This is a genomic window from Psychroserpens ponticola, assembly GCF_023556315.2.
GTDB classification, from domain to species: domain Bacteria; phylum Bacteroidota; class Bacteroidia; order Flavobacteriales; family Flavobacteriaceae; genus Psychroserpens; species Psychroserpens ponticola.
The window spans coordinates 3,258,926-3,284,169 of sequence record NZ_CP116221.1 but is presented as its reverse complement, the minus strand read 5'-3'; the positions used below and the strand labels follow the sequence as shown (position 1 = coordinate 3,284,169).

Sequence of the window (25,244 nt, the reverse complement as noted above, 5' to 3'; positions counted from 1 at the left end):
TATTTAACCTGCAAGGTTTCAAAAATCTTGTAGGTTTTATAAAAAATTAAAAGTTTAAAACAGCAAAAATCATGAAACACATTTTTAGTTACCTTTCAGTTTTTGCAATTGTTTTAACGATGTCTTGTAAAGGCAATATATCAGAAGATGTTAATACTGAAAAATTAAAATCACAACTCATAAGTCAAAATGATATTGAGCGAATAGAGCCTCCAAATTGGTGGATTGGCTTTCAAAATGAGCAACTTCAGCTTTTAGTAAAGCATACTAATATTGGAGATTTTACACCAAGCATCTCTTACAAAGGTGTTTCAATTGAAAACGTTTCTAAAGGTGATAATAGTAACAATTACTTATTTATAGATTTAAAAATATCCGAAAGCACTTCAGCAGGTCAATTCAATATTACTTTTAAAAATGATAGTGAAGAACAACTCATTGCTATTTACGAATTGCAAAGACGTCAAAAATCAACTGAAGATTTTATAGGATTTGACAGTACAGATGCATTATATCTGATTACTCCTGATCGTTTTGTTAACGGAAATACTGGAAATGATTCTCCTTTAGCTATGGAAGGTCAACCAGAATTGCTTGATCGTACCATTGACAGAACAAATGATTATGCTAGACATGGAGGCGATATTCAAGGCATTACTCAGCATCTAGATTATATTCAAGATTTAGGGTTTACAGCTGTTTGGCCACAACCAATGCTAACTAACGATATGAAAAAAGGGTCGTATCATGGGTATGCTATTACAGATTTGTACCAAATTGATCCACGTTTTGGAACACTTAAAGAGTATCAAGACTTATCAGCTAACTTGAAGGAGAGAGGAATGAAATTAGTGATGGATCAAGTTGCTAATCACTGTGGACTTGAACATTGGTGGATGAAAGATTTGCCATTTAAAAACTGGGTAAACCTGCAAGATAATTATGAGAAAAATATTAAAAATTGGAATTGGGAAACAACCATAAATTCTAATCACAGACGAACAACGAATCAAGATGTCTATGCGTCAACATATGATAGCGACGGAAATTCGCAAGGTTGGTTTGTGGCTTCAATGCCAGATTTGAATCAACGCAATCCGTTTATGGCTAAGTATATTATTCAAAATAGTATTTGGTGGATTGAAACTGCTCAGCTAAATGGAATCCGTCAAGATACCTATCCTTATCCTGATAAAGCATTTATGAGCGATTGGGCTGGAGCAATTATGACTGAATATCCTAATTTTAGTATCGTTGGTGAAGAATGGAGTTATAATCCATTATTAATTGGCTATTGGCTTGATGGTGCAAAGAATAAAGATGGATACGATTCAAACTTAAGATCAACTATGGATTTTGCCATGCAAGTCAAAGTTGTTGAAGCCTTAAATGAAGCTGAATCTTGGGATAAAGGTCTTGTTAAAATCTATGAAGGCTTAGCAAACGATTTCCATTATGTGCGTCCGAAAGACATTATGGTGTTTCCAGATAATCATGATATGAGTCGAATTTTTACTCAGCTAAACGGAAACATTTCAAACACAAAAATGGCTTTAGCAACTTATGCGACTATGCCGCGAATTTTGCAAATGTATTATGGAACAGAAATCTTAATGAACGATTTTGAAAAGCCTGGTGATCATGGTTTAATTCGTACAGATTATCCAGGCGGTTGGGAAGGTGATTCGAAAAATGCATTTACAGGTGAAGGTTTGTCAGATGATGAAAAGGACATGCAGTCTTTCCTTAGAAAACTATTGAATTACAGAAAAGGAAGTAAGGCAATCCATGAAGGTAAAACAATTCATTTTGCACCTTTTGAAGGCACTTATATACTAACTAGAGCTTTAGACGAAGAAACTGTTGTTCTTATTTTAAATAAAAATGAAAAGCCAATCACACTTGATTTAGAGCGATATGCTGAAATTGGTTTGAATGGGAAAACATTAAAAAATATAATTACAGAAGACACATTAATTTGGAAAGATAGTATCACCTTGAATGAAAAAGGAAGTGTAATTCTAACTACAAAACACAAATAATTGTCAGTTCTGAACAGCCAGAAATTAAAAGTAAAAATGAAAAAACACCTATACATAATTATTGTTTTCCTGTTTCAAACAGCCTATTCGCAGGTGACTTTTGTTGTTGATGAATTTCCTGATAATACTAAAGAATCAATTTATATCTCAGGAGATTTTGAAAATTGGTCAGGAGGAAATGAGTCATATAAGTTAGAAAAAGAAGGGAAGGCTTTTTATATTACTTTTCCTAAACAAGACGATAATATCAATTTCAAGTTCACACAAGGATCTTGGGATTCCGTAGAACGAGATGCTAAAGGCAATCAAATTGAAAATCGAATTTATAATTTTGAAAAGGAAAATGATACCGTCCACATTAAAATTTTAAGTTGGGATAAAAGTGAAGCCGATCAATCTACAATGGCTGATAATGTCTTTATTTTATCTGAAGATTTCGAAATTCCTCAACTCAATCGAAAACGTAAAATTTGGATGTATTTGCCACCAAATTACAATTCAGCAAACCAATCCTTTCCTGTAATTTATATGCATGATGGTCAAAATCTGTTCGATAAAAGTACTTCAAGTTATGGCGAAGAATGGTCAGTGGATGAAACTTTAAACAAATTATATAAAGACAATAACATGAGTTTTATTGTTGTTGGTGTAGATAATGGTGAAGACAAACGACTTGACGAATATTCGCCTTGGACACACCCAGAATATGGAGGAGGCGAAGGTGAAGCGTATATGGAGTTTATTGTTCAGACTTTAAAACCTTATATAGATTCAAACTATAAAACATTAACAAATAAAGAAAATACAGGAATTATTGGTAGCTCCATGGGAGGATTAATTTCTCATTATGCTGCATTAAAATATCCAAATGTTTTTGGAAAAGTTGGTGTGTTTTCTTCAGCATTTTGGTTTGCTTCAGAAGATGTTAACGCATTTACAAAAGCCAACGGAAGTATTCAAGATACTAAAATGTATTTTTTAGCTGGCGGAAAAGAAGGAGGTAATGTGAAGTTTGAAGAAATCAGTCAGACCGTTACTGATATGAATGCGATGATATCGCTATTAAAAGATACAGGATTTTCATCTCAAAACATGCAATCTAAAATTGTTCCTGAAGGGAAACACAACGAAGAATTATGGCGAAATAATTTTGAAGAAGCCATGCTTTGGTTGTTTCCAGAGAAAATTAAGAAACGAGAATTTATTAGCGTAAATCGAAAAGAGAACACACTTGAAGTTCTTGTTTCTGACGGAACATATCTGCTTCAATTTTATAATACAGAAATTGTTGAAACCACTTTTATTCCGAAAGGCGAAACATTACAACCAGAATCTCATGCAGTTGTTTTAAAACCAATGTCTGTCTCACCTGAATTTATGGATACTGATGCGATGACACTATTTAAAACATCTGGTATAACTGTCAAAATTCAAAAAAAACCATTTCAAATTACCTATTGGTATAACGATAAAGAAATTATTTCAGAACGAAATGGATATCAAAAAAACGATAAGTTCGAAACCTTACAATTCAATCTTACCAAAGATGAAGTTTTATATGGAGGAGGTGCAAGAGCTCTAGGAATGAATCGTCGTGGACATCGTTTAGAACTCTATAATAAAGCACATTATGGTTATGAAACAGAATCTAAATTGATGAACTTTACCTTGCCAATTGTGATGTCTTCAAATAAATACATGGTTCATTTTGATAATGCTCCAATTGGCTTTTTAGATTTAGATAGTAAAGGCGATAACACTTTGACTTACGAAACCATTTCTGGACGAAAAACGTATCAGATTGTTGTTGGAGAATCTTGGTATGATATGATTGATAATTATACAGATTTAACAGGGAAACAACCAATGCTTCCTCGTTGGGCTTTAGGTAATTTTTCAAGTCGTTTTGGATACCATTCTCAAAAAGAAACGATTGAAACTATCGACAAATTTAGAGAAGAAGAAATTCCTGTCGATGCAATCATCCTAGATTTATATTGGTTTGGGAAAAAGTTAAAAGGTACGATGGGAAATCTAAGTTTCGATCGAGATTCGTTTCCAAATCCACAGCAAATGATTAAAGATTTGCATTCAAAAAACGTAGAGACTATTTTAATTACTGAACCTTTTATATTAACGACTTCTAGCCGTTGGCAAGAAGCTGTCGATGAAGATATTCTTGCTAAAGATTCACTTGGAAATCCGTTTAAATACGATTTCTATTTTGGAAATACAGGTTTGATAGACATTTATAATCCTAAAGGTGAACAATGGTTCAAGAACATTTATAAAGACTTATCTCAACTTGGAGTTAACGGGTTTTGGGGAGATTTAGGAGAGCCAGAAGTGCATCCTTCAGATCTAATTCATGCTACTGGAACTGCAGATGAAGTGCATAATATTTATGGTCATGATTGGGCAAGATTAGTGTATGAAGCAAGTTTAGAAGCTAATCCAAATAGGCGTCCGTTTATTTTAATGAGAGCTGGTTATTCAGGTTCTCAACGCTTTGGAATGGTGCCTTGGTCTGGTGATGTCAATAGAACTTGGGGAGGATTACAATCGCAACCCGAAATCGCACTTCAAATGGGAATGCAAGGTTTAGCATATATGCATAGTGATTTAGGTGGTTTTGCAGGTGCAAATCTTGATGATGAATTGTATGTAAGATGGTTACAGTATGGTGTTTTTCAACCCATTTTTAGACCTCACGCTCAAGAAGAAGTCGCTAGTGAGCCAGTTTTTAGAAGCGATAAAGCAAAAGCTTTAGCAAAGCAAGCTATTGAATTACGTTACAGTTTATTGCCTTACAATTATAATTTAATGGCTACAAATCATATTGAAGGAAAACCTTTGATGCGACCATTATTTTTTGAAGATAATTCAGAGATCCTTAAAGATGATGCCACAACTTATCTTTGGGGAAATGACTTTTTAGTCGCTCCAGTAACTATTTCTAAAGTAGAAAAGAAGACGGTTTATTTTCCTAAGACTTCAAATTGGTTTGATTTTTATTCGGATAAAAAGTATAAGGCTGGAAGTGTAACTATTTATGATTTAAAAGAAAATAGCATTCCAACATTTGTTCGTGGAGGTGCATTTATTCCAATGACTAAATCTATTCAATCAACTCGAGAATATGATGGAAACACTTTAGAATTACATTATTATTTTGATAAAAGTGTTACTGAAAGTAAACAAGAGTTTTATAATGATAACGGTAAAACTGTTGATGCGATTCAAAAAGATCAATATGAAATTCTTGAGTTTAAAGCAGCAATTGAAAAGGATTGGTTAAATATAAATTTTGAAGCTGAAACCGGTTCTAATTATTCAATATCTGACAAAGAAATAGAACTAGTGATTCATAATGTTTTAGAGAAGCCTAAACATATAAAAGTGAATAACATAAAAGTTAAAAGTATCTGGAAATCAGAAGCGAATACACTAACTATTCCTATAAAATGGAATACTTCCGAAGAAAAAGAAATAAAAATAAAACTAAAAAAATAATCCAAATGAATAGCATAAAATTAATCATATCATTATTTATTATCACTTGTTTTTTTGGATGCAAAAACGAAAAAAAAACAATTCCTGAACCTACAAAACCTAACGTTGAAATGAAGAAAAAAGAAGTGATTTATCAAGTCTTTACCAGATTATTTGGAAACACAAATACAACCAATAAACCTTGGGGAACTCTTGAAGAAAATGGTGTAGGGAAATTCAGCGACTTTACTGATACTGCACTAACTGAAATTAAAGATTTAGGTGTGACACATATTTGGTATACTGGTGTTCCACATCATGATGTCATTACAGATTATACAAAATACGGAATTTCAAATGATGATCCAGATATCGTTAAAGGTCGTGCAGGTTCGCCTTATGCTGTGAAAGATTATTACAATGTGAATCCAGATTTAGCCAATAATGTAGAGAATCGTTTGCAAGAATTTGAAGATTTAATAGAACGTTCTCACAAAGCTGGATTAAAAGTGATTATTGATATTGTGCCAAATCACGTGGCAAGAAATTATCAAAGCTTAACCAATCCTGAAGGTGCTTCAGATTTTGGAGCAGAAGATGATAAAACAGTGGTTTACGACGTCAATAATAACTTTTATTACAATCCAGGTGAAGACTTTATAGTGCCCAATTGGAAAAATGATTACAAACCTTTAGGTGGAGAAAATCATCCAATGGCTGATGGAAAATTTGAAGAAATTCCAGCAAAATGGACAGGTAATGGTTCTAGAGCATCACAACCAGATATGTATGATTGGTACGAAACGGTAAAGGTAAATTATGGTGTTAGTCCTGATGGTAAAAAAGACTTTGATGAGCTGCCAGAAGGTTCTGAAAATGAAGATTACAAATCTCATTTCGAATTTTGGAAAGGTAAAACCATTCCTAGTTCGTGGAAAAAATTCAAAGATATTACATTGTACTGGACAGAAAAAGGTGTTGATGGCTTCCGTTATGATATGGCAGAAATGGTTCCTGTTGAATTTTGGAGTTATATGAATTCGCATATTAAAATGAAAAATCCTGATGCTTTTTTATTAGCGGAAGTTTATAATCCTAGTTTATATAGAGATTATGTCAAAAAAGGAAAAATGGATTATCTGTATGATAAAGTCCAACTTTATGATACACTAAAACATGTGATGCAAGGTCATGGGAAAACGGATAATATTCCACCTATACAAGAGGATTTAAAAGATATTGAACACCACATGCTTCACTTTTTAGAGAACCATGATGAACAACGTATCGCAAGTTCTGATTTTGCTGGAAGCGCAGAAAAAGGAAAACCAGCAATGGTAGTTTCAACAACAATTAGTTCATCGCCAACTATGGTGTATTTCGGTCAGGAATTTGGAGAAGATGGAGCTGAAGATTTAGGTTTTGGAGATCCTACTCGAACATCGATTTTTGATTATGGTTCAGTGCCAAGTTTAGTACGTTGGATAAACGAAAAAGCCTTTGATGGTGGTCAATCAACTAAAGAAGAATTAGCACTCAGAGATTTTTATAAACGTCTCTTGAACTTTACGATTAATAGTTCTGCCTTAGCTGGAAACTATCAAGATATTCATCAATACAATCGACAAAACACAGAATGGTATAATGATAAAGTATTGTCTTTTGTGCGTTGGAGTGCTGATGAAAAATTAATTGTGATTTCTAATTTTAATGCTGAAAACACTTATGGTTTTGAGTTGCAATTACCTGAAGATATTGTGTCAAAATTACAATTGAAAGATGGTGAGTATTCCGTTTCCGATCAATTATTTAATGAATATAAATCAACTTTAAAAGTTGAAAATGGAAAAGCTAAAGTAAGAGTAGATATTAAACCATTGGAGTCATTCATATTAAAAATAAAGTAATATGAAGAAGCTAATAGTATTAACTTTAATCTTATTGACATTGAGTTGTAAAGACACAAATGTAAATGATAATCAATCTAAGGCTGAAGATTTAGATTCAGAACATATTGAACGCCCTTTTGTTTGGGAAGGAGCTAATTTGTATTTCTTATTAACAGATCGGTTTAATAATGGAGATACATCTAACGATGTTAATTTTGATAGAACTAAAGAAACTGGTAAGCTTAGAGGTTTTGAAGGTGGAGATATAAAAGGAATTACTCAAAAAGTAAAGGAAGGTTATTTTTCAGATTTAGGTATCAATGCCATTTGGATGACTCCAATAGTTGAACAAATTCATGGAGGAACAGATGAAGGTACTGGTGTGTCTTACGGTTTTCATGGCTATTGGGCTAAAGATTGGACAAACATTGATCCAAATTTTGGAACCAAAAAAGACTTGCATGAACTAGTTAAAGAAGCGCATGCTCGAGGAATTCGTATCGTTTTAGATGCTGTAATTAATCATACAGGACCTGTTACTGAAAAAGATCCAGTTTGGCCAGAAGAATGGGTGAGAACTGATAAGCAATGTACTTACGATAACTATGAAAATACTATTAGTTGTACACTTGTAGCAAACCTTCCTGATATTAGAACTGAAAGTAATGAAGATGTCGAATTACCTCCTCAACTCGTTGAAAAATGGAAATCTGAAGGTCGTTACGAACAAGAAGTTGCCGAATTAGATGCGTTTTTTAAGCGTACAGGTCACCCAAGAGCACCTCGTTTTTATATTATGAAGTGGCTTACAGATTACATCACAGAATTTGGCATAGATGGCTACAGAGTAGATACCGTTAAGCATACAGAAGAATATGTTTGGCAAGAATTTAAAACAGAATGCGATTTTACATTTGCTAAATTCAAAAAGAATAATCCAGAAAAAGTAGTTGATAACAACGATTTTTATATGGTTGGTGAAGTTTATAATTATGGTGTAAGTGGTGGACAATTATTCGATTTTGGTGATAAAAAAGTGAATTATTTTGATCCAGCAAGTTTTCAAAGTTTGATCAACTTTGAGTTTAAATGGAATTCAAAAGAAATGGGTTACGAAGCTTTATTTAATAAATATTCAAAGGTTTTAAATGGTGATTTAAAAGCATTTGGAACCCTTAATTATTTAAGTTCTCACGATGATGGAAGCCCGTTTGATCCCAATAGAGAAAAACCAATCGAAACAGCTAATAAGTTATTGTTGTCACCAGGAACCTCACAAGTGTATTATGGAGATGAATCTGCTCGTTCTTTAAAAATTGAAGGCACTGTTGGTGATGCCACATTGCGTTCGTTTATGAATTGGGATGCTATTTCTAAAGATTCAAACACAAAAAAAGTACTGAGTCATTGGCAAAAGTTAGGTAAGTTTAGAGAAAGACACCCTTCGATTGGAGCAGGAATACATCTAATGATCTCACAGAAACCTTATGTGTTTTATAGAGGGTATTCAAAAGATGATTATACAGATTCTGTTGTAGTTGGTTTAGATTTAGGTAAAGGAAAAAAGATTTTAAACGTTTCAAAGGTTTTTAAAGATGGAATGGTACTTCATGATGCCTACTCTAATCAAGATGTGACTGTAAATAATGGAGAAGCCATGTTAGAAACAGAATTCGATATCGTTTTATTAGAAAAGAAATAAAGTTAAACAATGAAAGCTATATTAATAGTCATATCTGCCTTTTTAGTGTTGTCATGCAACGCTTCCGAAGTACATGCTTTGAAGGTGAGTTCGCCTAATAATATTCTTAAAGTTAGTTTTAACCTTTCAGAAAATGGCCAGCCTTTTTATCGAGTTGTCAAAGATGATAAGGTGATTATTGATGCGTCGTATTTAGGGTTTGAGTTAAAAAATAAACCTGCTCTCGATAAGAATTTCATCATAAAAAAGTCTAATAATGTTGCATTTAATGAAACTTGGCAAATGCCTTGGGGAGAACAATTAGATGTTGTAAACAACTACAATGAATTAAAAATAGAGCTTGAGGAAACTTCAGAATTAAACCGAAAACTAAACATAGTATTCAAAGTTTACGACGATGGTATCGGATTTAGATATGAGTTTCCAGAACAAGAAAATTGGGATGAAGTCCTTATTACAGAAGAGCGTACGCAATTCAATTTAACTGAAGATTATAAAACCTTTTGGACTCCTGGAGATTGGGATATTTACGAACATTTATACAGTACAACAAAACTTTCAGAAATTGATGCACTTAAATATTTAAATCAGCCAGTTGCACAAACTTATATAGCAAATAATGCTGTAAATACACCAGTAACTATGGTTGGGAATGATGGAATTCATTTGAGTTTTCATGAAGCAGCTTTAATTAATTATTCAGGTATGACTTTAAAAGTAGATACCAAAAATTTAAGCCTTGAAAGTCATCTCGTTGGTTCAAAAAACACCAACTATAAAGTTAAACGAAACTTGCCATTTAATACACCTTGGAGAACCATTCAAATTACAGATAATGCAACAGATTTAATTGAATCGAATTTAATTGTTAATCTAAATGAACCTAACAAAATTGGCGATGTGTCTTGGTTTAAACCTATGAAGTATACTGGTGTTTGGTGGGAAATGCATTTAGGGAAGTCATCTTGGGATATGGCATCAGGAAAACATGGTGCAACAACAGAAAACGTAAGAAAGTATATCGATTTTTCTGCAAAAAATAATATTAAAGGTGTGCTTGTTGAAGGCTGGAATACAGGTTGGGCCTCAGAAGAAGATGGATTTGATTTTGTGACACCTTATTCAGATTATGATTTAAAGGAAGTTCTAACCTATGGTAAAGAAAAAGGAGTCAATTTAATCATGCATCATGAAACCTATGGAGATGTTGAACGTTATATCAAACAGCAAGATACAGCTTATGCTTTGATGCAAAACCTTGGGATTCATTCAGTGAAAACAGGTTATGTCGGGAATCTCAAACCTAATGGAGAATACCATCACGGACAATTTATGGTGAACCATTATAACAATACAGTTGAAAAAGCTGCTAAATATCAGATTGCAATAAATGCACACGAACCTATAAAACCTACAGGTTTAAGACGTACCTATCCAAATACAATTTCCCGTGAAGGCTTAAGAGGTCAAGAATTTAGTATTTGGGGTTTAAAAGGTGGAAATCCACCAGAACATTTGCCTATTGTAGCTTTTACCAGAATGTTAGCTGGACCAATAGATTATACGCCTGGAATTTTCAATATTAAATTCGATGAGTTTAAAAAAGAAAACCAAGTCAATACCACTTTAGCGCAACAATTGGCATTATATGTTGTGATTTATAGTCCGATTCAAATGGCTGCAGATTTAATAGAACACTATGAAGCCAATCTAGAACCACTTAAATTTATAAAAGATGTTGGAGTTGATTGGAGTGAAACAAAAGTGCTCAATGGAGAAGTTGGTGATTATGTGACTATAGCAAGAAAAGAACGCCTAACTGATGACTGGTTTTTAGGAAGTATTACTGATGAAAATGCCAGAACATTTGAAATTAGTCTCGACTTTTTAGATGACAATCAGGATTATATTGCTACAGTTTATAAAGATGGAAAACATGCACATTGGGACACTAACCCTTTAGATATAAAAATAGAAACGATAACCGTTAATAGTCGCTCCAAATTGACTTTAGAACTCGCCGAAGGTGGTGGTACTGCAATAAGTATAATTAAAAAGGATTGATTATGAAGAGTATTATAGTAGCTTTGTTGAGTAGTTTATACTCATTTGCTCAAGTAGGTATAGGAACAACATCACCTCTAAGCACATTAGATATTAACGGAACTCTGTCTGTTAAACATGTCACATTAACAGGAGCAGCTACAACTACACTAATTTCTGATACTGATGGTGTTTATATTTCTTTAAATCCAACTGCAAATGATCAAGATTTTGAGTTGCCAGATCCTAGACCAATTCCAGGAAGAGTCTACATCATAAGAAATGTGCATGACACTAATAATGCAGATATAACTTTAGATCCTGCAGTCATTACTGATGGTGTTTTATTCTTTGCAGGAGATAGCAGTACAGGTTATGCAGGACCTGTAGATATGGATACAACAGTAGGCGGAAACAATAGAACAAAGACCCTCATATTTATTAGTGACGGTTCAAACTGGACCTATGGAATCTTAGGATTTTAATACTTTTAATTTTATCAATTTATATTTTTTTTCTTGTAACATTTTGACAGTAAGAAAGTCTTATTTATAGCGACTAAGCTATTAATTTGTAACTTTGTGTGTTTCAAAATGTCATTATGAAAGATCTCAACGATAATTTAGAATCGCCTTTTAAACTTTTAGTTAGTTTTAATAAACTTTTGAAGCATTACGAGGCTTTAGCCGAAAGTGATGATGAATTTATTGTTGCTAAAGCAAGGCGTGTTTTAAAAACTGCGGATGCTTTTCCAATTTTGCGTGATGGATTTAGTGATGTTTCTATTTTGAAAGAGCGAGAAAAGGAAATTGGTATTATTCTTCAAGATTCTTTTAGCCCAGTCTTAACTAAGAATGAAATTAAGACCGCATCTGTACCTATTCATAATCTTATTTTTAATTCTTCTGAACGATTTAAGAACATCATAAAAGAGGCAGGTGACGATTTTCAATTAAAGATAAAAAACATGCCTGAAGACGATAAGTACATTATTGCCTGTACTATTGTTTTGGCATTTTGTTATGGATTTGATATAAATTTTAAACGTCCTTTTTATTACGAAATTCCAAATGCTAAAGGGATCATGCAATATTATAAAATATTGTATAATGCAGATTTTACTGAAATTATTCCTACTAAAAATGCTCCAAAAATCACTCAAAACGATGTCGATGAACTGTTAGATAATTTTGACAATATTGAGTTATGGAAAGAAAAATTCCCTAAAGATAGCTACACATTTAAAGGGTTTGTAATTTCTAATGTTTTTAATGTTACAGATGATCAATCGATTTCAAATATTAAAACAGCTTTAATTGGTGAAGAAAAGAGACAAAATGAAGGTTTTATGAATGATTTTCATAAAATATTTCAATCGCTTTTAGGCTTAAAAAATATTAAAGTTGGATTCTCAATTTATAATGAAGAAGAAGATCGATTCGAACGTGTATATGGAGCTGAAATGAATAGCTTTTTGCTTAATGATTTAGAATCTAATTCGTGTTCGGGTACTTTATGTAGTATGTCTTATCGAACCTTGCTTAAAGATAAGAAGTTTTATTCAGTCTCAGATGTTGACAAATATTATGAGTTATCAAAAGGAAAAGCTCCTCAATATAAAACACTGAAAGAACAACATATAAAAAGTGCAATTTTTGCGCCTATAGCTAATGAAAAAGAATTATTGGGAATTCTTGAAATTGTTTCAGAAGAACCTAAAGTTCTTAATAGCATTAATGCTAATAAGTTGAATGATGTGATGTCGTTTATTGTCACAGCTGTTGAACGCTCTAAAAATGAAGAGGAAAACTTAATTGAAGCCATCATTCAAACCGAATGTACATCGATACATCCAAGTGTGCATTGGCGTTTTAAAAAAGAAGCTAAAAATTTTATCAAGGAACAACTTAAAGGCAACGAACCTAATTTTAATAAAATAGCCTTCGAAAATATTTATCCATTATTTGGTCAAATAGATATTAAAGGCTCTTCAGAAGCAAGAAACTCAGCGACAAGAAAAGATTTATCAATTCAGTTAACCGCTATAAAATCTATTGTAACTAACGCATTACAAATTGAAAACTTGCCAATTTATGAGCAATTCTTGTATCAAATTAGTACATATTTAGAAGGTTTAGAATCCAATTTTCAAGTGGATAGTGAGCAACAAATATCAGCTTTTATTAAGCATGATATTGATCCAGTTTTGAACCATTTAAGAGTTATAGGTGCTTTAAAAGATAAAGTTCAAAATTATTTTAATAGTATAGATAATAAAGTTGAAGGTTTATATCTTCATAGAAAAAACTACGATGATACTATTGCTTTAATCAATAAAGAAATGGCTGCGCTTTTAGATAAAAAACAAGTTGATGCTCAAGAGATGTATCCACATTATTTTGAACGTTTTAAAACTGATGGAGTCGAGCATAACATGTATATAGGTGAATCTATTACTAAAGAAGATAGCTTTAATCCTATTTACTTGTACAACTTAAGATTGTGGCAATTACAAGTCATGGTTGAAATGGAAAATGCATTTTATTTAATGCAAAAGAGCTTTCCGGTTTCACTAGATGTAGCTTCAATGATTTTGGTATTTAATCAACCATTATCTATTAGTTTTAGAATGGATGAAAAACAATTTGATGTTGATGGAACTTATAATGCTCGATATGAAATTGTTAAAAAGCGAGTAGATAAAGCTTACATTAAAGGAACTACAGAAAGAGTTACTCAAAAAGGAAAAATTAGTATTGTATATTCTCAAAAACAAGATGAAATTGAATACTTACGATATATCAAATTCTTACAATCTAAGAAGTATTTAGATGATGATATGGAAATTGTAGAACTACAAGATTTACAAGCAGTGACAGGCTTAAAAGCAATTAGAGTAAGTGTTCTATATCATAAAGAAAATAATGATAAAGACTTTTATACTTATGATGATTTAATGAAAGAGATTAAAGTTTAAGAATTTCTAAATTAAAGGACTTGTTGATCCAGTTTCAGCTAAATGAAAAGCAACTCCAAAACAAATAACACTGATAACAATTCCTATCATAAATACGGTATAGGTTAAACGAAGTAAATTATATTTTCTATTTAAAACCAAACCTAAAAAGTACAAATCTTTAGTAAGCGAGCTATAAAGGTAGTCTCTATCCTGCATCATTTCATGCATTGCCCATTCAAATTCATCTAGCTTCATTTTATGAAAATTCCCAAAGAATAAAAGGTTTACTTTTTTATTAGCAACATCGTCTTTTGTAAATTTTCCTTGAGTTACATTTGGTCGTGTTGCGAGTACAGATAAAACTATGGATGCAACAGTAAATAATGCAAAAATAACAGTCGGCCAAATTAGATAGTGATTTGAAGGATTGTCTAATTTTGATACCAGATTTGAAAGTACTAAAGAGATGATAATTGCATTCACAGATAATAAAATATTAGCTTTTGTATCTGCAATATCACTCAAAGTAATATGATTCCGAAGCGCAACTCTAAACATGGTTTCAATACCGCGTTCTGGTAATTCTAATTTTTCTTTTTTAAACTGTAATTCTGCTTTTTTTTGCTTTAACTTGTTTGTACTTTCTTTAATTTTATTTTGACCTTTTAAAAGATTTGCTAAGTTTTTTCCTTTTCGTTTTTCCCATTTTGCTGATGCTAGCGCAGAATGAAATGTATGATTGGTAATAAACTTAATGTTTTCTTGTAACCATTCAGATTTAGTCACTTTTTTGCCTAATGTTAATTCCCACTCTTTTCGTAAAAGTGAGGCATAGTCTTCATAATTTTTACTAGACACATGAGCGCAATCGGCATCTTTAATAAGTCCTTCCAAATTGTTTTTTGGCTCATAGTTCATTTGGGTTGCCATTATAATTTCTGAAACACTTTTAATAGTTTCTTCTGAAACGTTTTCATCTTTTAAAAAATCTGAAGCAATTTTCACACTTTCTTTTTCATGACCATCAATGGTTTTTGTGAATCCAGTATCATGAAACCATGCAGCCAATAACAATTGCTCCTTTTCAGTATCACTTAATTTTAACTCTTCTGCAAGTTCATGTGCTTTAGCGACAACTCTTTGGGTATGAGCAATATTATGATACACATATGTTGAATCTAAATTATCATTTAAATACTTAGTGACAAATTGCTCTGTTTTAATAATAAGAGGACTCATAGAAATGATTTTTAGTAAAAATACTAAACTTTAGTTAATGTAAAATACACGCTTTTATTTGTCGTAAATTTATAAAATGCTTTCATATGAGTTGGAACAGATTTGATTGTAAGAAATTAAACTTTTTTTCGACTATTATTTAGTTGAAAGCATATAGTATTAACTAATAAAAGAAAGGACCCATTTTATGCTTACTTGGAAAGACGTTATTAGCTTTTCCGTAAAAGGAAATCCTACTCCAGACAAACGAGTAGAAAAATCAGAAGCCATATGGCAAGCTCAATTAACTCCAGAGCAATTTAGAATTACTAGACAAAAAGGAACTGAGCGTGCTCATAGTGGAGACTTGTGTAGTATTTATGATGAAGGACAATACAACTGTATTTGTTGCAACACACCTTTGTTCGATTCTACGATTAAGTTTAGTTCTGGATCTGGTTGGCCGAGTTTTACACAACCAATTAAAGAAAATGCCATTAAGTATGAAAGAGATGCTTCATTCGGAATGGTTAGAGTAGAAGTGATGTGTAATACTTGTGACGCACATTTAGGACATATTTTTCCTGATGGTCCAGAACCTAGTGGATTGCGTTATTGTATTAATTCTGAATCTATGCAGCTCGAAAAGGAGATGACTAATGACAACTAAAAAATTACAAACCGCAACTTTAGGAGGTGGATGTTTTTGGTGTACAGAAGCAGTATTTCAAGAAGTAAAAGGTGTTGAAGAAGTGGTTTCTGGCTATTCTGGCGGAACTGTTCCTGGTCATCCAACATATCGTGAGATTTGTTCTGGATTAACAGGTCATGCTGAAGTTATTCAAATCACCTTTGATGCTAATATCATTTCATTTGAAGATATTGTTATCATTTTTATGACCACGCATGATCCTACAACTTTGAATCGTCAAGGTGCAGATCGTGGTACGCAATATCGTTCAGTGATTTTTTATCATGATGAAACTCAAAAGGAGATTTCTGAAGTTGTTATTAAAGAACTTCAACCTTATTTTGAAAACCCCATTGTCACTGAGATTTCACCTTTAGATGAGTTTTATGAAGCTACAAAAGAACATCAAGAGTATTATAAAAACAATCAAGGTAATGGGTATTGTAGTTTTGTGATTACTCCTAAATTAACAAAGCTGAGGCAGTTTCATGCTGATAAACTCAATTAATTTATGTTCCTAAATGAAAAACATAATTAAACTTTATGGCACCGAAAGGTGCCATAAAACTCAGTATTATAAAACGTTTTTTGAGCATCGAAATCTTGATTATAGGTTTCTTGATGTAGAAAAAAACTTAGATTTTGCTGAAGAATTATGTAACTTATACAGCAATAAGAAGCTCAATTTTCCTACCATAACTATAACTACAAAACGATTAAGAAATCCATCAGAAAAAGAACTCTTAAAATGGCTCGATAAATACCTATGAACCTAAATTTAAAACATACATTCACAAAAGAATTACCAGCAGATTCTATTTTAGAGAATTCTAGACGACAAGTTAAAGACGCCTGCTTTTCTTATACAAATCCAAAACAAACCAAAGCTCCAGAAGTGATTCATGTTTCAAAGGAAATGGCCTCAGTTTTGGGTGTTTCAGAAAACGATTTGTCAAATGAATTGTTTACTAAAATAGTCACTGGCAATGAAGTTTTACCAAACACAAAACCTTACGCTATGTGTTATGGTGGTCATCAGTTTGGACATTGGGCAGGACAATTAGGAGATGGTAGAGCTATTAATTTGTTTGAAGTTGAACACAACAATAAGCAATGGGCAGTTCAGCTTAAAGGCTCAGGAGAAACGCCTTATTCAAGAACTGCAGATGGTTTGGCAGTTTTGCGTTCTTCTATTAGAGAATACCTGTGCAGTGAGGCCATGTTTCATCTTGGAGTACCAACAACTAGAGCTTTGTCTTTAGCATTAACTGGTGATGAGGTTTTAAGAGATATGCTTTACGATGGTAATCCTGCTCATGAAAAAGGAGCAATTGTGTCTCGTGTTTCACCTTCGTTTTTACGGTTTGGGAGTTATGAGATTTTTGCAGCTAGACAAGATCATAAAACATTAAAAACATTAGTTGATTTTACTATTAAACATCATTTTTCGCATTTAGGAGCACCTTCAAAAGAGGCATACATTCAATTTTTTGCTGAAGTTTCCGAACGTACCTTGCAAATGATTATTCATTGGCAACGTGTTGGTTTTGTTCATGGTGTGATGAATACAGATAATATGTCAATTCTAGGCTTAACAATCGATTATGGTCCTTACGGTTGGCTAGAAGGTTTCGATTTTGGATGGACGCCAAACACAACCGATAATCAACATAAAAGATACAGATATGGAAATCAACCGAATATCGGACTATGGAATTTATACCAACTCGCCAATGCGCTGTATCCTCTAATTGAAGAAACAGAACCTATAGAAACTATTTTAGAATTGTATAAAACGGATTTTGAAGCAAAGTCCTTACAAATGATGAAATCAAAATTAGGATTAGAAGCTAGTGACGATAAGGATAAGACGCTAATTGAAGCGTTAGAAGATGCTTTACTTCTAACTGAAACTGATATGACTATCTTTTTCAGAAATTTAAGCAACTTAAAAAAAAGAGATGGTAAAAAAGGTTTAGAGATTGTAAAAGACGCTTTTTATGTGCCAAATGAAGTTTCAGATAAGATTGCACAACATTGGAAAGATTGGTTTGAACGCTATGATTTCAGATTAGAAAAAGAAGCATTATCTGATACTGAACGGCAATTAAAAATGAATGCTGTAAATCCAAAATATGTACTTCGTAATTATATGTCACAATTAGCCATCGATGATGCAAATAAAGGAGATTACAAATTAATTGATGAATTATTTCAACTACTAAAACAACCTTATGAAGAACAACCAAATCATGAAAAGTGGTTTGCTAAACGTCCAGATTGGGCTAGGCATAAAGTAGGTTGTTCAATGTTATCTTGTAGTTCTTAAAAACGTATGACTATTTTATGGAATCCATTCAGAATCAAAAATATGGTTTAGGTACTGCAGCTTTAGGAAGACCTCAGTATATAAATGTTCGTCAAGAATCTAATAAAAATATCGATTTAGCTTCTTTTAAAGCTCAAGGGTTAGAGGTTTTAGAAAAGGCTTACCAACTTGGTGTGCGCTATTTTGATACAGCTCCTGGCTATGGATTAGCTGAACAGTTACTTTTCGATTGGCTAAAAACTAAAGATGATAGTACGATTCAAATTGCTACAAAATGGGGCTACACTTATGTGGCAAATTTTAATCCAGACGCGTTAGTTCATGAAATTAAAGAACATAGTGTAACTAAACTAAATGAACAATGGAGTATCTCAAAAGACTTCCTTCCAAATTTAAAAGTGTATCAGATTCATTCTGCAACATTAGAAACAGGTGTATTAAAAAATGAAGCCGTATTAAATCGATTAGCATATTTAAAAAATGAATTCAATATTCAAATAGGTATCACAACTACTGGACTAAACCAAACAGAAGTCATCAAAAAAGCATTAGATGTTACTATTGATGATAAACAGTTATTTGATGCCTTTCAGGTGACCTACAATATTTTAGATCAAAGTTTAAACACCATAAAAACGGATTTAAATTCTCAAAATAAAACAATAATTCTCAAAGAAGCTTTGGCTAATGGTCGACTTCTTAAAAATCACAATTTCTCACATTATGCTGATTTATATAAGGTATTAGAAGAATTATCTTATAAATATCGAGTAGGAATTGATGCCATAGCTTTAAAGTTTTGTGAGCAGACCATTAATAATAGTTTGGTGTTAAGTGGAGCTTCAACTATTGAACATTTAAAAGCAAACTTAAAAATAGAGTCATTTAAATTATCAAATACAGACATTGAAGAACTTAAGGATTTCAAAATAAAACCGACAAACTACTGGAATGAACGAAAACAATTAAATTGGAATTAATAAATCAAAATTTATTTCTCTAGAATTTTAAGGTCGTTTTAGATCAAGATAAACCACTAATTATGAAAAACGAAAAACTACAAATAGTAAATAAAAAAGGAATCAAGCTTCAGGCGTATTTAGAATTACCTGCCAATCAAAAACCAAACTATTTTGTCATTTTCGCTCATTGCTTCACCTGTAGTAGTACATTAAGTGCAGTAAAGAATATTAGTAGATCTCTTACAAATCATGGTTTTGGTGTATTGCGTTTTGATTTTACAGGTTTAGGAAGAAGCGAAGGGGAGTTTGCTGATAGTCATTTTTCAGCAAATGTTGATGACCTCATTGCTGTAAATGATTTTTTAAAAGAGAATTATAAAGCACCATCATTACTAGTTGGTCATTCATTAGGTGGAGCAGCTGTTTTAGTTGCAGCTTCTAAGTTAGACAACATCAAAGCTGTTGCAACTGTTGGAGCTCCAGCAGCTGTCGATCATGTAAAACATTTGTTTTCTCATGGGATTGATCAGATAAAAAATAAAGGTAAAGTTGAGGTGAATATTGGCGGACGACCTTTTAAAATTGATGAAGAATTTGTTTCAGACTTCGATAAAACAGACTTACTAGACATCGTAAAAACCTTAAGAAAACCATTACTCATTTTACATTCCCCAATTGATACCATTGTTGGAATTAAAAATGCAGAGCAATTGTATCATAATGCACATCACCCAAAGAGTTTTGTGTCATTAGATAATGCAGATCATTTATTATCAAAGTCAGAGGATAGCAAATATGTAGGTAATATCATTGCAACTTGGGTGGAACGTTATTTTAAAGCAAAGGAAAACATAATGCTAGAGACCAATGGAGAACAATTAGTTGGCCACTTAAATCTAATCGAAGATAACTTTACAACATCAATTCAAACTAAAAACCATTCAATGTTAGCAGATGAACCAAGTTCTTTTGGAGGTGACGATTTTGGGCCTTCGCCATATGAATATCTCAACGCAGGATTAATAGCTTGTACAGCAATGACTTTAAAATTATATGCACAGCGTAAACAATGGGATTTAAAAGAAGTATTTGTTTATGTTACACATTCAAGAAAGCATAGTGATGATTTAGGAATTGAAATTGATAGACCAACGTATTTAGATCATATAAGCAAAAAGTTAAAATTTATAGGCGATTTAAACAATACTCAAAAAGAGAGATTAAAAGAAATTGCTTCAAGATGCCCAGTTCATAAAACAATTGCAAGCGAAGTTATTTTTGAAACTTCAATTTTGTAATGAATTGGTTTTTATAAAAATTAGGATTTTGTTTATCTTTAAATCGACCAACACCAACACCAACAATAATGAAAAACCAACTAAAAGTAATAGCCTTATTTTCTCTTACTTTACTTCTTAACGCTTGTGCAACTTTAAAACCACAATACCAAAATAATTATGTAGAGTCGGTTTTTCCTGATAAAGAAATAGAACATTCATTTTACTTAATTGGTGACGCTGGGAATTATGAACTAGGAGCATCTTCTGAAGTTTTAAAAGCTTTTAAAACCGAATTAAAAAAGGCAACTAAAAACAGTACAGCAATTTTTTTAGGTGATAATGTGTATCCTATCGGAATTCCAGGTAAGAACCATAAATATAGAGAGGTTGCAGAGAAACGTATAGAAGCGCAAACAGACCTTGTTAAAGAATTTTTAGGACAAACTGTTTTTATTCCAGGAAATCATGATTGGTATTCTGGAATTAAAGGGTTAAAGCGTCAGGAAGAATTTGTTGAAAAAGCCTTAGGTAAAAATACATTTTTACCAGAAAATGGTTGCCCTATTGAGAAGATCCATGTAACCGAAGATATAGATGTTATTTTAGTAGATAGCCAATGGTATTTGACAAATTGGAACAATAAACCAACGATAAATGATGATTGCGACATAAAAACTAGAGACGCATTTTTAAATGAGTTTAGCAGTCTTATTAAAAAGGCTAGAAGCAAAACTACAATTGTTGCGATTCATCATCCTATGTTTTCCAACGGTCCACATGGTGGGCAATTTGGTTTTGTAAGCCATATGACTCCTCTTCCTGTTGTTGGAAGCTTAATTAATGTATACAGAAAAACGAATGGATTACTTGATGTAGATTTGCAAAGCAAGCATTATAATGAACTAAAACAGCGTTTGGTTACTTTAGCTCAGGCCAATAAAAAGGTTGTTTTCGTTTCTGGTCATGAACATAATTTACAATATTTAGAGAAAGATAATTTAAAACAAATTGTTAGTGGCTCTGGTTCTAAAATAACGAGAACACGAAATGTTGGAGCTGGTTTGTTTTCTTATGGATCTCCAGGATTTGCAAGACTAGATGTGTTTAAAGATGGTTCTTCATATGTGCGATTTTATTCTGTTACAGATGATGAAATTGTTTATGAAAGTCAAGTGTTTCAACCAGATGTAAACAAACATGAAACTTACAATGATAGTTATCCTGATTCTGTTATGGCTTCAGTGTATTCAGAAGAAGAAACCAATGCTTCTAAAACACAAAAGTATTTTTGGGGAGATCGTTATCGTAAATATTTTAGCACTAAAGTAAATGCATCTACGGTAAATCTTGACACTCTTTTTGGTGGTTTAAAACCTGTTCGGAAAGGTGGAGGAAATCAATCTAAATCTCTTCGACTTGAAGATAAGAATGGTGCACAATATGTGATGCGTGCATTGCGAAAACAAGCAGTACAATATCTACAGGCCACAATATTTAAAGATCAATATATAGAAGGTCAATTTGAAGACACAGCAGTCGAAGAATTATTAATGGATGTTTTTACAGGATCACATCCTTATGCACCTTTTGTTATTGGTGACTTATCTGATGCAATTGGTGTTTACCATACTAATCCAGTATTATATTTTGTGCCAAAACAGAAAGCACTTGGCGATTTTAATGATGATTTTGGAGGTGAATTATATATGATTGAAGAACATACATCAGAAGGTCATAGTAACTTGGCAAGCTTTGGGTTTCAAGATACTATTGAGAGTACAGATGATATGATTAAGACGATTCACGAAGATGAAGATATTGTTATTGATGAAGCGGCTTATATTCGTGCACGTTTGTTTGATATGCTAATTGGTGATTGGGATAGACATCAAGATCAATGGCGTTGGATTGAGTTTAAAGAAGATGGTAAAAAAATATATAGACCTTTGCCACGTGATCGAGATCAAGCGTTTTCAATTATGGGTGATGGTGCTTTGCTTAGAACTGCAATTAAATTAATTCCAACGGCACGTTTGTTAAGAGAATATAGTGATGATCTTAAAGATGTAAAAGGCGTTAATGTTGAGCCTTACCCTTTAGATATGGAACTTATTCAACATGCTACTAAGGAGGTTTGGGATGCGCAAGTGAAAATTATTCAAGATGGAATTACTGATGAAGTCATTGATAATGCATTTTTAAATATGCCAGAGGAAGTTCGTGATGAAACGGTTGATGAAATTAAAAGAAAGTTAAGAGCTAGACGTGGTAATCTTCAGAAAATTTCAGACCGCTATTTTAAACTTACAAATGAATTAGCTGTTGTGAAAGGAACCAATAAAGACGACTGGTTTGATGTTGAACGCATGCCAAACGGACAAACTAAAATTACTGGATACCGAATTAAAGATGGTGAAAAGGCAGATGTCTTTATTAATCGTACATACAATAAATCAGAAACTAAAGAAATATGGATTTATGCTCTAGATGATGACGATGTTTTTCATGTCTATGGAAATGGAGACAATTATATTAAAGTACTACTGCTTGGTGGTCAAAATAATGACACCTATGATATTGAAAATGGTAGTAAATTAAAATATTACGATTATAAATCGAAGCCTAATACCTTTAAAAATAATAAAGTAACGCGTAAGTTAACGGATAATTATCATACGAATGTTTTTAACTATAAAAAACTAAAAACGGGAACAACTCAAATATTGCCTAGCCTTGGTGCAAATCCCGATGACGGATTTAAAATTGGAACGGCAATTACACAAACAAACTATAATTTTGAACGTAATCCATTTACATCAAGACATAGTTTAAAAGCAGCCTATTATTTTGCAACTAGTGGTTTTGATTTTGGATATAATGGAGAGTTTGCAAATGTGTTTTTTCAAAATGTAAATTTAGCAATAGACGTACAATTTAATAGCCCAAATTACGCAACTAATTTTTTTGGTTATGGAAATGAAACTGCTAACCCAGAGGCTGAAGAAGATGATGGCTTAGATGTTGATTTAGATTATAATCGAGTTAAGATAAGAACATTAAAAGTAATGCCATCTTTGGTATGGAGAGGGTATTCTGGTTCTGAAGTTAAAGTTGGATTAAGTTATGAATCTAACGAAGTACAACGTACAAAAAACAGGTTTATTGAAACTTTTCCAAAAGGAAACGATTTGTTCGATAAACAAGATTTTTGGGGAGTTGATGCTAAATATAGTATTGAAAATAAAGACAATGAAGCATTCCCTACTTTAGGCTTCCAATTTAGTTTACAAGCGGGTTACAAAAATAATGTATCTACCGAAAAAGGATTTTCATATGTCATCCCAGAACTTGGTTTTGATTATAAATTAATTCCTAGTGGTAATTTAGTATTAGCTACTAATTTTAAAGGACATCTTAATTTAGGAAATGAATTTCAATTTTATCAAGCTGCTAATTTAGGTGCTAGTAACGGTTTAAGAGGCTATCGTAATCAACGTTTTACGGGTAGAAATGCGTTTGTTCAAAGTACAGATTTAAGATTAAATTTATCGCAAGTTAAAACAGGTTGGTTTCCATTATATGTTGGCGTTTATGGAGGTTTTGACTACGGACGAGTATGGTTAAAAGATGACAATTCTGAAAAATGGAACAACTCAATGGGAGGTGGTGTTTTTCTTAATGTAGCTAATATGCTAACTGGAAATATTTCTGCTTTTAATAGTAATGATGGTCTACGCTTAGCTTTTAAAATAGGTTTCGGATTTTAATTAATTTAGATTAAATCGATATATGTTTCCACCTTCATTTTTAGTTCTTTCATCAGTAATAAGTACTTGGTTGTTATTTGTGAAATTAACACCTTCTTTTTGAGAATCATGCTCAAATCTTAAAGCTTCGATAGTTCCATTGAAAAAATCATCATTTGAATAATTTGTTAATTTCCAGAGCTTATCATGATTTAGTAAAACTACAATTTTACCATCATTACTAATGTCTGCTGAAGTAACTTTGGTGTGTTTGCCTTTTAGTTTAACTTTTGAAATGTAACTAGCTATATGATTACCTTCCTTATTAGGTACTTTAATGAGTTTACATGTTTTATTGTCTTTACTAAAAATATAAAAGAAACCATTATGTAAAAAAAACGATTCAAAATCTACAGAATTCATGCCTTTTGGAAGTGTAAAATTAATTAAGCTTGCATTTGCTGAAGATGTTATGTTTTCAGGATTTGAAATTTTATAAATAGTGAAATTTGTCCTGTTTTCATTATTATTTCCGAAATCACCTATATACATATTGCCTTCTGAGTCAGACGTCAAATCTTCCCAGTCATTATTTTCACCATTTTTAATTGAAATGTCTTTTATAATAGCTCCTTTTAGACTTAGTCCATATAAATGATTGTTGTTTCCTGCGTCCTGAATTACCCATATCGTATTAGAATCGTTAGTTTTTTCAATAGCAGAAGTTTCTTTTAAACTTGATGGTATATCAGCCAAAACCTTTAATTTACCTGTGCTGCAAGAAATAAAAAAGAGACCAATCAAAATAAGTTTGATAAATGTTTTCATATTATGCAATATAAAAGAGTTGTGATGAATCAGAAATTTTTAATCTTAAACTAATTATAAAAT

The 25,244-nt window shown here is 32.2% G+C and carries 15 protein-coding genes; 13 read left to right on the top strand and 2 right to left on the bottom strand.

Going from position 1 to position 25,244, the window contains the following annotated elements; genetic code table 11:
- Positions 1 to 71 precede the first annotated feature (71 nt).
- From MUN68_RS14465 to MUN68_RS14435, 7 genes are all read left to right on the top strand, one after another.
- Positions 72 to 2,042 (top strand): glycoside hydrolase family 13 protein, encoded by a 1,971-nt coding sequence (locus tag MUN68_RS14465; protein ID WP_249993625.1) that lies wholly within the window; start codon positions 72 to 74, stop codon positions 2,040 to 2,042.
- A gap of 36 nt (positions 2,043 to 2,078) precedes the next feature.
- On the top strand, positions 2,079 to 5,555 hold the full coding sequence (locus MUN68_RS14460; RefSeq protein WP_249993627.1) for a TIM-barrel domain-containing protein: 3,477 nt from the start codon (positions 2,079 to 2,081) through the stop codon (positions 5,553 to 5,555).
- Positions 5,556 to 5,560: 5 nt separating this feature from the next.
- A complete protein-coding gene (locus MUN68_RS14455) occupies positions 5,561 to 7,441 on the top strand; it encodes an alpha-amylase family glycosyl hydrolase (protein WP_249993629.1) in 1,881 nt (626 codons plus the stop codon).
- A 1-nt stretch (position 7,442) separates the two neighbouring features.
- On the top strand, positions 7,443 to 9,125 hold the full coding sequence (locus MUN68_RS14450) for an alpha-amylase family glycosyl hydrolase (RefSeq protein WP_249993632.1): 1,683 nt from the start codon (positions 7,443 to 7,445) through the stop codon (positions 9,123 to 9,125).
- Positions 9,126 to 9,134: 9 nt separating this feature from the next.
- Positions 9,135 to 11,189, top strand: coding sequence for a glycoside hydrolase family 97 protein (locus MUN68_RS14445; protein ID WP_249993634.1), 2,055 nt, complete (start codon positions 9,135 to 9,137; stop codon positions 11,187 to 11,189).
- Positions 11,190 to 11,191: 2 nt separating this feature from the next.
- Positions 11,192 to 11,653 (top strand): hypothetical protein, encoded by a 462-nt coding sequence (locus MUN68_RS14440; protein ID WP_249993636.1) that lies wholly within the window; start codon positions 11,192 to 11,194, stop codon positions 11,651 to 11,653.
- Between the two features lie 116 nt (positions 11,654 to 11,769).
- The gene (locus MUN68_RS14435) at positions 11,770 to 14,145 is read left to right on the top strand and encodes a GAF domain-containing protein (RefSeq protein ID WP_249993637.1); all 2,376 of its coding nucleotides are present in this window, start codon (positions 11,770 to 11,772) and stop codon (positions 14,143 to 14,145) included.
- A gap of 6 nt (positions 14,146 to 14,151) precedes the next feature.
- Here MUN68_RS14435 and MUN68_RS14430 read toward each other — a convergent pair whose 3' ends face one another.
- Positions 14,152 to 15,366, bottom strand: a complete 1,215-nt coding sequence (locus tag MUN68_RS14430; protein ID WP_249993639.1) for a Pycsar system effector family protein — start codon at positions 15,364 to 15,366, stop codon at positions 14,152 to 14,154.
- A 187-nt stretch (positions 15,367 to 15,553) separates the two neighbouring features.
- On the opposite strand from MUN68_RS14430, the gene msrB reads away from it, so the two are divergent.
- From msrB to MUN68_RS14400, 6 genes are all read left to right on the top strand, one after another.
- Positions 15,554 to 16,015 carry a peptide-methionine (R)-S-oxide reductase MsrB gene (gene msrB / locus MUN68_RS14425; RefSeq protein WP_249993640.1) on the top strand — a complete coding sequence of 154 codons (462 nt, stop codon included), beginning with the start codon at positions 15,554 to 15,556 and terminating at the stop codon, positions 16,013 to 16,015.
- Positions 16,005 to 16,544, top strand: coding sequence for a peptide-methionine (S)-S-oxide reductase MsrA (gene msrA / locus MUN68_RS14420; RefSeq protein WP_249993642.1), 540 nt, complete (start codon positions 16,005 to 16,007; stop codon positions 16,542 to 16,544). The genes msrB and msrA overlap by 11 nt, the downstream gene beginning before the upstream one ends.
- Before the next feature lie 258 nt (positions 16,545 to 16,802).
- Positions 16,803 to 18,365: a protein adenylyltransferase SelO gene (locus MUN68_RS14415; protein ID WP_249993646.1), complete on the top strand. Its 1,563-nt coding sequence runs from the start codon at positions 16,803 to 16,805 to the stop codon at positions 18,363 to 18,365.
- Positions 18,366 to 18,382: 17 nt separating this feature from the next.
- Positions 18,383 to 19,345: an aldo/keto reductase gene (locus MUN68_RS14410; protein WP_249993648.1), complete on the top strand. Its 963-nt coding sequence runs from the start codon at positions 18,383 to 18,385 to the stop codon at positions 19,343 to 19,345.
- A gap of 62 nt (positions 19,346 to 19,407) precedes the next feature.
- The gene (locus MUN68_RS14405; protein WP_249993650.1) at positions 19,408 to 20,625 is read left to right on the top strand and encodes a bifunctional alpha/beta hydrolase/OsmC family protein; all 1,218 of its coding nucleotides are present in this window, start codon (positions 19,408 to 19,410) and stop codon (positions 20,623 to 20,625) included.
- A gap of 68 nt (positions 20,626 to 20,693) precedes the next feature.
- Positions 20,694 to 24,374, top strand: a complete 3,681-nt coding sequence (locus MUN68_RS14400; RefSeq protein ID WP_249993652.1) for a metallophosphoesterase — start codon at positions 20,694 to 20,696, stop codon at positions 24,372 to 24,374.
- On the opposite strand, the gene MUN68_RS14395 is transcribed toward MUN68_RS14400, so the two are convergent.
- Positions 24,375 to 25,181, bottom strand: a complete 807-nt coding sequence (locus MUN68_RS14395) for a hypothetical protein (protein WP_249993654.1) — start codon at positions 25,179 to 25,181, stop codon at positions 24,375 to 24,377.
- Positions 25,182 to 25,244 lie beyond the last annotated feature (63 nt).